Source organism: Kitasatospora sp. NPDC056273, from assembly GCF_042268845.1.
Lineage (GTDB): Bacteria > Actinomycetota > Actinomycetes > Streptomycetales > Streptomycetaceae > Kitasatospora.
This window is the reverse complement of record NZ_JBHJSJ010000002.1, coordinates 161,345-176,639: the sequence shown is the minus strand read 5'-3', so window position 1 is coordinate 176,639 and position 15,295 is coordinate 161,345. Positions and strand designations below refer to the sequence as shown.

At 72.4% G+C, this 15,295-nt stretch carries 8 protein-coding genes; 5 read left to right on the top strand and 3 right to left on the bottom strand.

Annotated elements, in window-relative coordinates:
- The first annotated feature begins 263 nt into the window (after window positions 1-263).
- From ACFCY1_RS02320 to ACFCY1_RS02310, 3 genes are all read left to right on the top strand, one after another.
- Window positions 264-1,505 (top strand): ribonuclease D, encoded by a 1,242-nt coding sequence (locus tag ACFCY1_RS02320; RefSeq protein WP_049651278.1) that lies wholly within the window; start codon window positions 264-266, stop codon window positions 1,503-1,505.
- Window positions 1,506-1,803: 298 nt separating this feature from the next.
- Window positions 1,804-3,048, top strand: a complete 1,245-nt coding sequence (locus ACFCY1_RS02315) for an acetyl-CoA C-acyltransferase (protein WP_049651277.1) — start codon at window positions 1,804-1,806, stop codon at window positions 3,046-3,048.
- A gap of 2 nt (window positions 3,049-3,050) precedes the next feature.
- Window positions 3,051-5,198: a 3-hydroxyacyl-CoA dehydrogenase NAD-binding domain-containing protein gene (locus tag ACFCY1_RS02310; protein WP_375873232.1), complete on the top strand. Its 2,148-nt coding sequence runs from the start codon at window positions 3,051-3,053 to the stop codon at window positions 5,196-5,198.
- Window positions 5,199-5,352: 154 nt separating this feature from the next.
- Here ACFCY1_RS02310 and ACFCY1_RS02305 read toward each other — a convergent pair whose 3' ends face one another.
- The 3 genes from ACFCY1_RS02305 to ACFCY1_RS02295 all read right to left on the bottom strand — a co-directional run bounded on the left by ACFCY1_RS02305 (window position 5,353) and on the right by ACFCY1_RS02295 (window position 10,362).
- Window positions 5,353-6,879: a glycosyltransferase family 39 protein gene (locus ACFCY1_RS02305; RefSeq protein WP_234348350.1), complete on the bottom strand. Its 1,527-nt coding sequence runs from the start codon at window positions 6,877-6,879 to the stop codon at window positions 5,353-5,355.
- A 149-nt stretch (window positions 6,880-7,028) separates the two neighbouring features.
- On the bottom strand, window positions 7,029-8,936 hold the full coding sequence (dxs, locus tag ACFCY1_RS02300; protein ID WP_375873231.1) for a 1-deoxy-D-xylulose-5-phosphate synthase: 1,908 nt from the start codon (window positions 8,934-8,936) through the stop codon (window positions 7,029-7,031).
- Window positions 8,937-9,183: 247 nt separating this feature from the next.
- Entirely contained in the window at window positions 9,184-10,362 is a 1,179-nt protein-coding gene (locus ACFCY1_RS02295) for an ROK family transcriptional regulator (RefSeq protein WP_049651274.1), read from the bottom strand.
- Between the two features lie 472 nt (window positions 10,363-10,834).
- Between ACFCY1_RS02295 and ACFCY1_RS02290 the strand changes: the two genes are divergently transcribed.
- Window positions 10,835-12,514, top strand: coding sequence for a PQQ-binding-like beta-propeller repeat protein (locus ACFCY1_RS02290; RefSeq protein WP_375873230.1), 1,680 nt, complete (start codon window positions 10,835-10,837; stop codon window positions 12,512-12,514).
- A gap of 185 nt (window positions 12,515-12,699) precedes the next feature.
- Window positions 12,700-15,279 (top strand): aminopeptidase N, encoded by a 2,580-nt coding sequence (gene pepN, locus ACFCY1_RS02285; RefSeq protein WP_375873229.1) that lies wholly within the window; start codon window positions 12,700-12,702, stop codon window positions 15,277-15,279.
- The last annotated feature ends 16 nt before the right edge of the window (window positions 15,280-15,295 follow it).

Below are 15,295 nucleotides of genomic sequence, written 5' to 3'. Positions count from 1 at the left end.
ACCCCAAACCCCCCGTCCCCCGCCCCGCCCCCCCCCCGGGGGCGGCCGCGGCCGCCCGTGCCCCCCCCCCCCCCCGCGGCGCTGTTCCGGGGCCCGCCGCCGAACTCCCGTCGTCAACCTCCCGCCGCCGAACTCCCGTCACCCCCGGAGGGCCCGCGGCGGGCGAACCGCGCCCCGGAGCGGGGCGGGCCGCCCCCGGGCGATCAACAGTCTGACCAGTCCGACAACACTCCCGGCCGCGAGGACCGTCGTACCCTTGGGGGGTGACCGACGCCGTAGCAGCCATCCCAGAAGAAGCAGCCCCGGTCCCGCTCCTTGAGCCGAGGGAGGGGATCCCGCCCGTCGTGGCGGACGAACAGGCGCTGGGCGCCGTCGTCGCCGCCTTCGCCGCGGGCACCGGACCGGTGGCCGTCGATGCCGAACGGGCCTCCGGCTACCGCTACGGGCAGCGCGCCTACCTCATCCAGCTGCGCCGCGCGGGTTCCGGCTCCGCCCTGATCGACCCGATCGCCTGCCCGGACCTCAGTGCGCTCGGCAAGGCCGTCGAGGACGCCGAGTGGGTCGTCCACGCGGCCAGCCAGGACCTGCCCTGCCTGTCCGACGTCGGCATGAGACCCCAGCGCCTGTTCGACACCGAGCTGGCCGGGCGGATCGCCGGCTTCGCCCGGGTCGGCCTCGGGCCGATGACCGAGAACGTGCTCGGACTGAGCCTGTCCAAGGAGCACTCCGCGGTCGACTGGTCCACCCGCCCGCTGCCCGAGCCGTGGCTGCGCTACGCCGCTCTGGACGTCGAGGTGCTGGTCGAGCTGCGCGACGCACTCGAACAGGAGCTGGACGCCCAGGGCAAGCTCGGCTGGGCGATGGAGGAGTTCGCCTCGATCGCCGCCGCGCCCCGCCCTGGCCCGCGCAACGACCCGTGGCGCCGCACCTCGCAGCTGCACAAGATCCGCCGCCGCCGTCAGCTGGCCGTGGTGCGCGAGCTGTGGCTGGTCCGCGACCGGATGGCGCAGGACCGCGACGTCTCCCCCGGCCGGGTGCTCGCCGACGCGGCGATCGTCAACGCCGCGCTGGCCATGCCGCTGAACATCGCCTCCCTGCAGGCCGTCCAGGGCTTCGGCCCGCGGGTGCACCGACGCCAGCTGGAGCAGTGGCTGGCGGCCGTGCAGCGCGCCCGGGAGATCCCGGAGAACATGCTGCCGCCGGCCACCGCGCCGCACGACGGACCGCCGCCGCCGCGGGCCTGGGCCGAGAAGGACCCGGTGGCCGCCGCCCGGCTGTCCGGTGCGCGCGCCGCGATCAGCGAGCTGGCCGAGCGGTACCACGTGCCGGCCGAGAACCTGATGACCCCGGACACCGTCCGCCGGGTCTGCTGGCACCCGCCGACCGAGCCGGGCCCCGAGGCCGTGGCCGCCGCCCTGCGCGGGTTCGGCGCCCGGCAGTGGCAGGTGGACCTGGTGGCGCCGGCGGTGGCCGCCGCGTTCGCCGCGGCCGCGGCCCAGGACTGATCACGCTCCAGGACCGATCACGGCAACACGTGGAAGGGGATGTCATCCGTACGGGTGGCATCCCCTTCGTCGTACCCGTCCGTCGTACCCGTTCGTCGCACCGTTCGCCGCGCCCGGGAACGACGCTCCTGGTCGGACGGGCCGGGGAACGTGTCGGGGGACACATGGTCGGATCCCTCCGAGGGGCCTGGGCAGGTTGGTTACCGGCGGGTAGCATGGCGGTGATGCGGCGCCGCTCGGGTCTTCGACGGCGGCAGCCCGCCCAATCGTCATGTTGGTCCCTGGGAGGAGAGCCCCCGTGCCTCGTACCGCGAGGGACGTCGTCTTCGTCGATGGCGTCCGCACCCCGTTCGGCAAGGCAGGCCCGAAGGGCATCTACCACGAGACGCGCGCCGACGACCTCGTCGTCAAGTGCATCCGGGAGCTCGTGCGCCGTAACCCGAACCTGCCCGTCGAGCGCATCGACGAGGTCGCCGTCGCGGCCACCACGCAGATCGGCGACCAGGGCCTGACCATCGGGCGCACCGCCGCCCTGCTGTCCGGCCTGCCGAAGTCCGTCCCCGGCTACGCGATCGACCGCATGTGCGCCGGCGCGCTGACCGCCGTGACCACCACCGCCGGCGGCATCGCCTTCGGCGCGTACGACGTGGTCGTGGCCGGCGGTGTCGAGCACATGGGCCGCCACCCGATGGGCGAGGGCGTCGACCCGAACCCGCGCTTCGTCTCCGAGAAGCTGGTCGACGAGTCCGCCCTGTTCATGGGCATGACCGCGGAGAACCTGCACGACCGGTTCCCGCACCTGACCAAGGAGCGCTGCGACGCCTACGCCGTGCGCTCCCAGGAGAAGGCCGCCAAGGCGTACGCCAACGGCGACATCCAGCCCGACCTGGTGCCGATCTCGATCCGCAACACCAACCCCGAGGTCGGCGAGACCGGCTGGGGCCTGGCCACCGTGGACGAGCCGCTGCGCCCGGGCACCACGATGGAGTCGCTGGCCGGCCTGAAGACCCCGTTCCGCCCGCACGGCAACATCACCGCGGGCAACTCGGCCGGTCTGAACGACGGCGCCACCGCCTCGCTGCTGGCCGCCGAGGACGTCGCCGAGGAGCTCGGCCTCCCGGTCAAGATGCGCCTGGTCTCCTTCGCCTTCGCGGGCGTCGAGCCCGAGGTCATGGGCATCGGCCCGGTGCCGGCCACCGAGAAGGCGCTGGCCAAGGCCGGTCTGACCATCGACGACATCCAGGCCTTCGAGATCAACGAGGCCTTCGCCGTCCAGGTCCTGTCCTTCCTGGACCACTACGGCATCGCGGACGACGACGAGCGGGTCAACCCGTACGGCGGCGCGATCGCCTTCGGCCACCCGCTGGCCTCCTCCGGCGTGCGCCTGATGAACCAGCTGGCCCGCCGCTTCGAGCAGCGCCCGGACGTCCGCTACGGCCTCACCACGATGTGCATCGGCTTCGGCATGGGCGGCACCATCATCTGGGAGAACCCCCACTGGAGCGGAGCGACCCAGAACACCGAGCTCGAGGGTGGTAAGTGACCATGACGAACACCACCGAGCTGCTGACCCGCGGCGCCGAGCTCTTCCCGGGCGAGGTCGTCACGACCGCGCACGTCCGCCACCTCGACCTGCCGCTGCAGGCCGGCCGGCTGGCCCTGATCACCCTGGACAACGGCTTCGACCACACCAAGCCGACCACCTTCGGCCCGGGCTCGCTGCTCAAGCTGAACGAGGCGCTGGACCAGGTCGCGGCCGAGGCCGCCGAGGGCACGATCGTCGGTGCCGCGATCACCGGCAAGCCGTTCATCTTCGCGGTCGGCGCCGACCTCAAGGGCGTCGAGCTGCTCAAGGAGCACGCGGACGCGCTGGCCATCGGCAAGGGCGGCCACGACGTCTTCCAGCGGATCGCCACGCTGCCCGTCCCCACCTTCGCCTTCTACAACGGCGCGGCGATGGGCGGCGGCGTCGAGGTCGGCCTGCACTGCGACTACCGCACGGTGTCGGCGGGCGTCCCGGCCTTCTCGCTGCCCGAGGTCTTCCTCGGCCTCGTCCCCGGCTGGGGCGGCTGCACCATCCTGCCGAACCTGGTGGGTGCCGGTAAGGCCGTCAAGGTCATCGTCGAGAACTCGATGAACCAGAACAAGCAGCTCAAGGGCAAGGACGTGTTCGAGCTGGGGATCGCCGACGCGATCTTCGAGCCGGCCGACTTCCTGGAGCAGTCGCTGCTCTGGGCCGCCAAGGTCGTCAAGGGCGACGTCGTCGTCGAGCGCGAGGCGATCGACCGCGGCAAGGCCTGGGACGACGCCGTCCTCTGGGGCCGCATGGTCGCCGACGCCAAGGTGCACGGCGCCGCTCCGGCCGCCTACAGGGCGCTGGACATCATCGCCGCCGCCAAGGACTTCGACCTCGCGGACAAGGCCAGCCTGCAGGCCGGCTTCGACGCCGAGGACGCGGCCCTGGCCGACCTCATCATGAGCGGCGAGCTGCGCAGCGGCATCTACGCCTTCAACCTGGTGCAGCGCCGGGCCAAGCGCCCGGTCGGCGCGCCGGACAAGTCGCTGGCCCGCCCGGTCACCAAGGTCGGCGTCGTCGGCGCCGGTCTGATGGCCTCGCAGCTGGCGCTGCTGTTCGCCCGCCGTCTGGAGGTGCCGGTGGTCCTCACCGACATCGACCAGGCGCGCGTGGACAAGGGCGTCGGCTACGTCCACGCCGAGATCGACAAGCTGCTCGGCAAGGGCCGGATCGGCCAGGACAAGGCCAACCGTCTCAAGGGCCTGGTCTCCGGCTCGCTGGACAAGGCCGCCGCCTTCGGCGACGCGGACTTCGTCATCGAGGCCGTGTTCGAGGAGATGGGCGTCAAGCAGGCCGTCTTCGCGGACCTGGAGAACGTGGTCTCGCCGACCTGCGTGCTGGCGACCAACACCTCCTCGCTGTCGGTCACCGAGATGGCCTCGAAGCTGAAGCACCCCGAGCGGGTCGTCGGCTTCCACTTCTTCAACCCGGTCGCGATCCTGCCGCTGCTGGAGATCGTCCGCGGCGACTCGACGGACGACGCCTCGCTGGCCACCGCCTTCGCGGTGTCCAAGAAGCTGAAGAAGACCTCGGTGCTCTGCAAGGACCGCCCCGCGTTCGTGGTGAACCGGATCCTGACCCGCTTCATGGGCGAGATCCAGGGCATCATCGACGAGGGCACCCCGATCGCCGACGTCGAGAAGGCCGTCGAGCCGCTCGGCCTGCCGATGTCCCCGATCGTGCTGCTGGAGCTGGTCGGCCCGGCCATCGCCCTGCACGTCTCGGAGACCCTGCACGGCGCCTTCCCGGAGCGGTTCACCGTCTCCGAGAACCTCGCCAAGGTGGTCAAGGCCGGCAAGCGCGGCTTCTACACCTGGACGGACGGCCAGCAGGTCCTCGACCCCGAGGTGCTGGAGCTGCTGACCTTCGGCGACTCGGTGCTCACCGGGGAGCAGGTCCGCGCCCGTGCCCTGGAGGCCGTGGCGCAGGAGATCGGCCTGATGCTGGAGGAGGGTGTCGTCGCCGAGGCGCAGGACATCGACCTCTGCATGATCACCGGTGCCGGCTGGCCCTTCCACCTGGGCGGGATCACCCCGTACCTGGACCGTGAGGGCGTCTCGGAGCGGGTGAACGGCAAGGCCTTCCTCGCCCCCGGCGTGGCCTCGGTGCCCGCGTAACGCAGGGCCCGAACACGGAGGAGCCCCGGTGACCGCCTGGTCACCGGGGCTCCTCCGTGTGTACGGGGCTGCCGCCCGGACGCGGCGTGTACGGCGTTTCCGCCAGGAGTTCCTGTGTACGGCGTTGCCGCGAGGAACCCGGGTACGGGCCGCCTCAGTGCTTGAGGCGGTACACCACGGTGTCGGCGAAGACGCCGACCATCTCGTAGTGGGTGTCCAGCAGGTTCTCGATCCGGGGGACCATGACCGGCTGGTACGGGGCGATGCCGGAGTCGTCGACCACGACCTCGGGCAGGCCGTTGGCCAGCTCCTTGTCGAAGGTCTGCCAGGCGTTGGAGACGCTGAACTGCTCGCCGACGTTCTGGTTGCCGTCCTTGCCGCCGCTGTAGTTGGTGAGGAAGCCGGCGGTCAGGTAGCGGGTGGCGGGCTTGCGGTCGGCCAGCCAGTACAGCTCGGGGTGCATGCCCCAGACCAGCACGGTGTCCTTGGGGGTGGTCTGGGCGGCGACGGCGGTGGCGACCTCGGTGGTGCGGTTGAGCCGCTCCCCCGGCCAGGCCAGCGCCAGGCTCCAGAACACCGTGGCGGCGGCCGTGGTGTACAGCAGGACGGGCTTCCAGCGGATCGCCGAGGTGGCGACCGCCCCGGTGCCCAGCAGCACCAGCGGCGGGATCAGCTGGAGGTAGTAGTGGCCGAAGAAGTGGAAGCCCACGCTGACCGCGACGACCGAGGAGAGCAGCCAGACCCACAGGTCGGTGGTCGAGCCGTGCTCCTCGCCGGCCACCGGCAGCGGGCGGTGGCGGTGCTTGAGCCAGAGCCGGCGTCCGACCGGGAGCAGGAAGCCCAGGCCGGCCGCGGCCAGGATGGCCGAGTTGCCGAAGGCCCGGCCGAGCATCTGGAGCCAGGCGCCGCCGAAGGAGGCGTAGTCGCCGCTGCCGGTGACCACCCAGAAGAGGAAGCCCTTGGGCTTGGTGAGGATCACCGCGACCAGCGCTATCGGCAGGGTGAAGCCGAACCCGATCTTGAACAGCGCGGGCGGCCAGCGCACCCCGCGCCGGCGGGCGTCCTGGAACAGCATCCAGAGCACCGGCAGCAGCACCGCGCCGCCGGTCTGCTTGGTCAGTGAGCAGAGGGCGACCGCGATGCCCGCGGCCAGCCAGCGGCGCCGTTCGGCGTACCGGAAGGCGGCCACCATGGCGGGCAGCATGAAGACCTCGAAGGTCGCCGCCTGGGTGTCCTCCGGGGAGAGCCCGATGGAGACCAGCAGGTAGAGCAGTCCGGCCCCGGCCCCGGCCCGGTTGCCCCAGCGGCCGCGGGCGATCGAGGCCAGCAGGATCGCGGTGACCAGGTGGGCCACCACCGCCAGGGTGCGCAGCGGCCAGAGCGAGGCGGAGCCGAAGACCGCGAAGCAGGCCTGGTAGAGCCAGGGCAGCAGCGGTGGTTTGCGGTCCACCACGGTGTCGTACAGCACCCCGCCGTCCGCCAGCATCCGGGCCTGGGTGGCCAGGAAGCCCTCGTCCGGGCTCCAGACGGGCCGGGCGAAGGAGGGGATGTGGGTGAGCAGCGCGACCAGCGCGAGCACCGGCACCAGCCTGGTCCAGTACCCGGTGAGAACACGGGTACGGACGCGCTCGGGCAGGCGCTCGGCCAGTCCGGTGAGGCGGAGGCGGGTGGGGGTCGGCACGGGTGACAACCTACCGGGCGGGATCGGCGCCAGTGGCGCCGGTCCCGCCTTTCAGTGCGATTGTCAGCTTGTTCCGTGACGAACTGTTACGGAGTTACGACAAACGGTCGTCTGCGGAACGGGTGACCGCTCCCCCGGACGGCCTCCGGTCAGGCCTTGACCGGCGCCGCGTCCAGCTTGGCGACCAGAGCCGTCACCTTTCGGGCGATGTCCGGGGCGTTCAGGCCGATCTCGGCCAGGATCTCGGCCCGGCTGGCGTGGTCCAGGAACTCCTGCGGGATGCCGAAGTCGCGCACCGGCAGGTCCACGTCCGCGTCCCGCAGCGCCTGCGCCACGGCGGCGCCGACGCCGCCCACCCGGCCGTTGTCCTCGATCGTGACGACCACCCGGTGCTCGGCGGCCAGGCCCGGCAGGGCCGCGTCCACCGGCTTGACCCAGCGCGGGTCCACCACGGTGGCGGTGACGCCCTGGGCGGCCAGCAGGTCGGCGACCTCCAGGCTGGTGGGGGCCATCGCGCCGACCGAGACGATCAGCACGTCGGCGCGGTGGGCGCCGGAGGGCTCCTCGGCGGCGCGCAGCACGTCCATGCCGCCGATCCGGCCGACCGCGGGGACGGCCGGGCCGACCGTGCCCTTGGAGTAGCGGACCACGGTCGGGGCGTCCTTGACCTCGACGGCCTCGCGCAGCTGCGCGCGGACCTGCTCGGCGTCGCGCGGGGCGGCCAGCCGCAGGGTCGGGATGATCTGCAGCATCGACATGTCCCACATGCCGTTGTGCGAGGCGCCGTCGTCGCCGGTGACGCCGGCCCGGTCCAGGACGAAGGTGACGCCCAGCTTGTGCAGGGCGACGTCCATCAGGACCTGGTCGAAGGCCCGGTTGAGGAAGGTCGCGTAGACCGCGAACACCGGGTGCAGGCCGTTGGTGGCCAGGCCCGCGGCGCTGGTGACGGCGTGCTGCTCGGCGATGCCGACGTCGAAGATCCGGTCCGGGAAGGCCTCGGCGAACGGGGCCAGGCCCACCGGGTGGAGCATCGCGGCGGTGATGCCGACGATGTCCTCGCGCTCGTGGCCGAGCGCGACCATCTCCTCGGCGAAGACCGAGGTCCAGCTCCGGCCGCCGCCGCTCGTGATCGGCAGGCCGGTCTCCGGGTGGATCTTGCCGACCGCGTGGAAGCGGTCCTCGTCGTTGTTCTCGGCGGCGTGGTAGCCGCGGCCCTTCTCGGTGAGGCAGTGCACGATCACCGGGCCGCCGAAGCCGCGCGCCTTGGTCAGCGCGGACTCCAGGGCGGCCATGTCGTGGCCGTCGATCGGGCCGATGTACTTGAGGCCGAGGTCCTCGAACATGCCCTGCGGGGCGATGAAGTCCTTGAGGCCCTTCTTGGCGCCGTGCAGCGTCTCGAACAGCTGCTGGCCGACCACCGGGGTGCGCTGGAGCGCGTCCTTGCCCCAGGACAGGAAGCGCTCGTAGCCCTGGGTGGTGCGCAGGGTGGCGAGGTGGTTGGCCAGGCCGCCGATGGTCGGGGAGTACGAGCGCTCGTTGTCGTTCACGACGATGACGAGCGGGCGGTCCTTGGCGTCGGCGATGTTGTTGAGCGCCTCCCAGGCCATGCCGCCGGTGAGCGCGCCGTCGCCGATCACCGCGACGACCGGGTCGTTCTTGCCCAGGATCTGGTTGGCCTTGGCCAGGCCGTCGGCGTACGAGAGGACCGTGGAGGCGTGCGAGTTCTCGATCACGTCGTGCTCGGACTCGGCCCGGGACGGGTAGCCGGACAGGCCGCCCTTCATCCGCAGCCGGGAGAAGTCCTGGCGGCCGGTGAGCAGCTTGTGGACGTAGCTCTGGTGGCCGGTGTCGAAGAGGATGCGGTCGCGCGGGGAGTCGAAGACCCGGTGCAGCGCGATGGTGAGCTCCACCACGCCGAGGTTGGGCCCGAGGTGGCCACCCGTCTTGGAGACCTCGGTCACCAGGAAGGTCCGGATCTCCTGGGCCAGTGCGGCCAGCTGTCCGGGCGTGAGCCGGTCGAGATCGCGCGGTCCCCGAATGCGGGTCAGCAGGGCCACCCGTTCCTCCTCGTTCAGTGTTCGCGGACCACGGACGGTCCGACGGGCGTCGCTGCCCGGCCCGGCGGCAGTCCGACGGTCCGGCCGGTGGCGACCGGTCGAGTCTAATGTCCGCCTGCCGGACACCAAGCGGCGCGCCCGGTGCCACCGTTCGGTTACCGCCATTCCGGGAGGTCGGGCCGGGAAGCCGGGTCACCTCAGGTTGACGTACAGGCGTTTGAATACGCGGGCGGGCCGGACGGCGGCGTCAGGCGCGGCCCAGCGCGCCCGACTCCCCCATCTCGCTCATCACCAGGGCCAGCGCGCCGAGCACCTCGGCCCGGCCGCCGAGGGTGCCGGGGACGACCGAGAGCTGACGGGCGGCGCTCGGGATCGCGTAGCGGGCCACCGAGTCCCGGATCGGGGCGAGCACCAGCTCACCGGCCTCGGCGAGGTCCCCGCCGAGGATCACCCGGCGGGGGTTCAGCAGGTTGCAGAGGGTGGCGACGCCGGTGCCGATCTGCCGGCCCGCGTCGGCGATCACCCGGCGGCAGCCGAGGTCGCCCTGCTGGGCCAGCTCGACCACCCGGGGCAGGCTGAGGTCCTGGCCGAGGGTGGGGGCGAGCAGCGAGAGCAGGTAGCGGGAGCCGACGAAGGTCTCCAGGCAGCCGCGGTTGCCGCAGCGGCAGACCGGCCCCGCCTCGTCCAGGGTGATGTGCCCGATCTCACCCGCGGTGCCGCCCGGGCCGCGGTAGATCTGGCCGTTCACCACCAGCCCGGCGCCGACCCCGCTGGCGACCTTGATGTAGGCGAGGTCGCTCAGCCCGCGGCCGGCGCCCCAGACCAGCTCGCCGAGCGCACCCAGGTTGGCGTCGTTGTCCACGTGCACCGGCATGCCGAGCCGCTCGGCCAGCTCCCGGCCCGGGGCGATGCCCGTCCAGCCGGGCAGGATCGCGGTGGAGCCGAGCGCGCCGGTCTCCACGTCGATCGGGCCGGGCACGCCGAGGCCGACGCCGATCACCTTGTCGGAACGGAAGCCCGCCTGCGTCAGCAGCCGCTCGACCATCGCCTCGGCGCGGTCGAAGCCCTGCTGGGCGGAGACGTCGACGTCGATCGGGGCGCTCTCCTCGGCCAGCACCCGGTGGGCCAGGTTGCCGACCGCGACGCGCAGGTGGGTGTGGCCGAAGTCGATGCCGACCACGATGCCGGCGTCCCCGCTGAGCGAGACGCTGCGGGCGCGGCGGCCGCCGGAGGAGGTGTCGGCGACCACGACGGTGCCGCTCTCCTTCAACTCCCGCACGATGTTGGACACGGTGGCCGCGGACAGTCCGGTGCCGCGGGCGATCTCGGCCTGGGTCAGCGAGCCGGCCATCCGCACCGCGCGGAGCACCCGTTCCAGGTTCGCCCGGTGCAGCGACGACTGCGAGCCCGGTGTGTCCGTCGACATGATCCACCCTCCCAGGGCGGGGACCCCTCCGCCGGGCGTCCCCTTCAACTCCTGAAGGGTACGGCCCGGGGGCCCGGGCGGGGATCCCGGCTGCGGCGGGCGGGCGCGCAGGGGGGCGCGGACGGCGGCCGCCCGGCGCGGGCCGGCGAGCGGGGGCGCGGGCGTGGGGGCGGGGTGATCGGGGGGTGAAGGTGTTGCGCGGCCCGGACCTGCGGGGACGGGGAACCGCTGTCCTGGCGACGGCCGAAAACCACGCACCACTAACATGGTGCCACTTCTCACCCGTCCCATCGGGGCCGTGGACGGCACCGCCAGGGGGACGCATCCAGACATGACGGGGAATCAGATGGCAGGGGATCACCCTACGCCGGGTGCAGGCGAAACGCCCGGCAGCGGTCCGCAGGACAACCGGGGCGTCTCGTTCGGGCGCCCGCCGGGCGGCGGTGTCGATCCGGCCGCCGTCGCGGACCAGATGACGCAGCTCGACGGCGCCGCCGTCCCGGGACAGGTCACCCCGGGCCCGGTCGCGCCCGCGGGCCCGCCGCCCGGCCAGCCGCCGGCACCGCCCGTGCAGCCGCCCGCGCAGCCGTCGGTCGGCAGCCCGGAGTACGCGGCGTACGCGCCGACCGCGCCCGGGTTCCCCAGCCAGGCCCCGCCGCCGCCCGGTGCCGCGCCGGTCGGCCCGTACGACCCGGTCCCCGGTGCCCCGTACGGCGCCCCGGACGCCGGGCAGGCCTACAACCCGGGCGGCTACAACTACCCGCAGCAGCCCGGGTACGGCTACCCCGTCGCGCCGGTCGCGCCCAAGCAGCGCAACCCGGTGATGCTGTGGGGCGGGATCATCGGCGGCGTGCTGGCGATCTCGATCGTGGTCGCCCTGGTCGTCCTGCTCAAGGACCCCAAGCCCGCCCCCGACCCGGGCCCGGACCCGGTCAGCACCGGCACCACCGACAACGGCGGGACCAGCAACGGCCCCACCCCCGCCCCCGCTCCCAAGGGCGCCACCTTCAACGTCGCCTGGAGCGCCCCCAAGCCGGCCAACGCGGACAGCTCGAACCAGATGCTCGGCGTCTGGGGCACCGACAAGCTCGCGGTGCGCGTCGACAGCTCCGGGATCAGGGCCTTCAACCTGACCGACGGCAAGGAGGCGTGGACCATCGCCGCCCCGGCCGGCAGCAAGGAGCTGTGCACCGCCTCGTACGCCGCCAACTCCAAGGGCGTCGCCGCCGTCTCCTTCAACACCGGTGACAGCGACTGCTCCACCGTCGGCGCCATCGACCTGACCCAGGGCAAGCTGCTCTGGAGCGTCAAGGTCTCGGCCGACCGGATGTCCTCGCCGACCCTCAGCGTCACCGAGAACGTCGTCGCCGTCGGCGGCAACGCCGTCGCCGCCCTGAACATCGCCAACGGCCAGCCCGCCTGGCAGTACCAGCCGCGCGACAAGGACTGCGTCCTGCGCGGCAAGGCGGCCGGCGCCCAGATCGCGGTCAGCGACCGCTGCTACGGCACCAGCGGCCCGAAGTCGCAGCTGGTCATCGTCAACGCCGAGACCGGCAAGCCGGCCAGCACCCCGATCACCCTCACCGGCAACATCGAGGAGGTCGACTCGGTCGTCCAGGACAAGCCGCTGGTGCTGCTGATGGGCAACGGCCCGCAGGGCGACTACGTCCTGCCGTTCGACAAGGACAACAAGCCGGGCACCCAGATGTCCGTCAAGGAGCCCGGCGCGGACAGCCTGCGCCTCTCCGGCCAGAACGAGGCCCTCACCCGCAACGTGGTCAGCGGCACCACGCTGTACGTCCAGGTCAGCGGCGGCAAGCCGGGCATCAACGCCTACGACCTGAACACCGGCAAGCGGCTGTGGTCGGCCAACTCCGGTTCGACGAGCAACGACATGCGCCTGGTGGCCGGGACCGACAAGGACGGCAAGGTCCGCGCGATCGTCGACCAGGGCTACAACAAGCCGGCCCGGCTGGTGACGCTCTCGCCCACCGACGGCTCGATGTCCGACCTCGGCACCATGACGATGCCGAGCAGCATGGGCATCGGCAGCAGCACCTCCGAGTACCTGGTCTCGGACGACGGCGCCGCCGTCTACGCGTTCCGCCGCTACAGCGCCAGCGATGGTCCGCTGACCAAGTGGAAGAAGTGACGCCGGGGCGCCTCCGGGGCTGATCCCGGGGGCGTGACCCCTCGTCGCGGGCCGCGCGGCGACCGACACGGGCGGGGCGGGCACGGGCTGATCGCCCGGGCCCGCCCCGCCTGTGATTTTTCGGCCGCCCCGTCCGTTGGACGTGCGAGGATTCGGACCATCAGTCTGACAAAGGAGTGCAGCGAGTGCCCGGCACAAACCTGACCCGTGAGGAGGCCCGCACCCGGGCCGACCTCCTCCACGTGGACGCGTACGACATCGAGCTCGACCTCGGTTCGGCCCGCGAGGGCGGTACCTTCCGGTCCACCACCGTGGTCCGGTTCACCGCCACCACCCCGGGGGCGGAGACCTTCATCGACCTGGTCGCCCCGAGCGTCGAGGAGATCACCCTCAACGGCGTGCGGCTCGACCCGGCGACCTTCGCCGACAGCCGCATCCCGCTGCCGGGCCTCGCCGCCGAGAACGAGCTGCGGGTCGTCGCGAACTGCGAGTACACCAACACCGGTGAGGGCCTGCACCGGTTCGTCGACCCGGTCGACGGCGAGACCTACCTGTACACCCAGTTCGAGGTGCCGGACGCCCGCCGGGTCTTCGCCAACTTCGAGCAGCCCGACCTGAAGGCCGCGTTCGCGTTCACCGTGACCGCGCCGGAGGGCTGGGTCGTGGTCTCCAACTCGCCGACCCCGGAGCCGGTCGGCGAGGGCGACACCCGGGTCTGGACGTTCGAGCCCACCGGCCGGATCTCCACCTACATCACCGCGCTCGTCGCCGGCCCGTACGTCGGGGTCTTCGACACCTACGAGAACGGCGAGCAGAAGGTGCCGCTGGGCGTCTACTGCCGGCCCTCGCTGCGCGAGTTCCTGGACCCGGAGGCCGTCTTCGAGGTCACCAAGCAGGGCTTCGACTACTTCCAGGAGAAGTTCGACTTCCCGTACCCGTTCGCCAAGTACGACCAGCTCTTCGTCCCGGAGTTCAACGCCGGCGCGATGGAGAACGCGGGCGCCGTCACCCTGCGCGACCAGTACGTGTTCCGCTCCAAGGTCACCGACGCCGCGTACGAGGCCCGGGCCGCGACGATCCTGCACGAGCTCGCCCACATGTGGTTCGGCGACCTCGTCACCATGGAGTGGTGGAACGACCTCTGGCTCAACGAGTCCTTCGCGACCTACGCCGAGGCGGTCTGCCAGGCCGAGGCCCCGGGCTCCAAGTGGCCGCACTCCTGGACCACCTTCGCCAACCAGATGAAGACCTGGGCGTACCGGCAGGACCAGCTGCCGTCCACCCACCCGATCATGGCGGACATCAACGACCTGGAGGACGTCCAGGTCAACTTCGACGGCATCACCTACGCCAAGGGCGCCTCGGTGCTCAAGCAGCTGGTGGCGTACGTCGGCCAGGACGCCTTCTTCCAGGGCGTGCAGGCGTACTTCAAGCGCCACGCCTGGGGCAACACCCGGCTCAGCGACCTGCTCGGCGCCCTGGAGGAGGCCAGCGGCCGCGACCTCAAGGCCTGGTCCAAGGCCTGGCTGGAGACCGCCGGCATCAACGTGCTGCGGCCGTCGATCGTGCTCAACACCGACGGCGAGATCGAGTCCTTCGCGGTGCTCCAGGAGGCCCCCGCGCTGCCCGCCGGCGCCAAGGGCGAGGCCGTGCTGCGGCCGCACCGCATCGCGATCGGCCTGTACGAGCTGAACGGCGACGCGCTGGTGCGCACCGACCGGATCGAGCTGGACGTCGACGGCCCGCGCACCGAGGTGCCCGAGCTGGTCGGCCGGCACCGCCCGGCCGTCGTGCTGCTGAACGACGACGACCTCTCGTACGCCAAGATCCGGCTGGACGAGGACTCGCTGGCCGTCGTCACCGAGCACCTCGGCGGCTTCACCGAGTCGCTGCCGCGCGCGCTGTGCTGGGCCTCCGCCTGGGACATGACCCGCGACGGCGAGCTGGCCGCCCGCGACTACCTGGCGCTGGCGCTGTCCGGCATCGGGCGCGAGAGCGACATCGGCGTGGTGCAGTCCGTGCACCGCCAGGTCAAGCTCGCCCTCGACGCCTACACCGACCCGCAGTGGCGCGAGCAGGGCCTCGACCGCTGGGCCGCCGCCGCGGAGGAGCACCTGCGCGCCGCCGAGCCCGGCAGCGACCACCAGCTGGCCTGGGCCCGCGCCCTCGCCTCGGTCGCCCGTACCGACGGTCAGCTGGGCCTGCTCGCCGGGCTGCTGGACGGCTCGGTCGAGGTCAAGGGCCTCGCGGTGGACACCGAGCTGCGCTGGACCCTGCTGGTGCGCCTCGCCGCCACCGGCCGGGCCGACGAGGCCGCCATCGCCGCCGAGCTGGAGCGGGACAACACCGCGGCCGGCCAGGAGCACGCGGCCACCTGCCGCGCCGCCCGGCCGACCGCCGGGGCCAAGGCGGAGGCCTGGGCGTCGGTGGTGGAGTCCGACAAGCTGACGAACTATGTGCAGGAGGCCGTCATCGCCGGCTTCCAGCAGTCCGACCAGCGCGAGCTGCTCGCGCCGTACGCGGCGAAGTACTTCGCGGCGGTCAAGGGCGTCTGGGAGACCCGCAGCCACGAGATCTCGCAGCAGATCATCGTCGGGCTGTACCCGGCCCTCCAGGTGACGGCCGCGACCCTGGAGGCCACCGACGCGTGGCTGGCCTCGGCCGAGCCGGCCCCGGCGCTGCGGCGCCAGGTCGTCGAGGCCCGGGCGGGCGTCGAGCGCGCGCTCAAGGCCCAGGCGGCCGACCGTGCGGCGGGCGGCCGCTGACGGTCTCCTCGCAACC

Coding starts and splice junctions, on each gene's coding strand:
- ACFCY1_RS02310 (WP_375873232.1), top strand. CDS start 3,051: ATGACGAACACCACCGAGCTGCTGACCCGCGGCGCCGAGCTCTTCCCG.
- ACFCY1_RS02295 (WP_049651274.1), bottom strand. CDS start 10,362: ATGTCGACGGACACACCGGGCTCGCAGTCGTCGCTGCACCGGGCGAAC.
- ACFCY1_RS02290 (WP_375873230.1), top strand. CDS start 10,835: ATGACGCAGCTCGACGGCGCCGCCGTCCCGGGACAGGTCACCCCGGGC.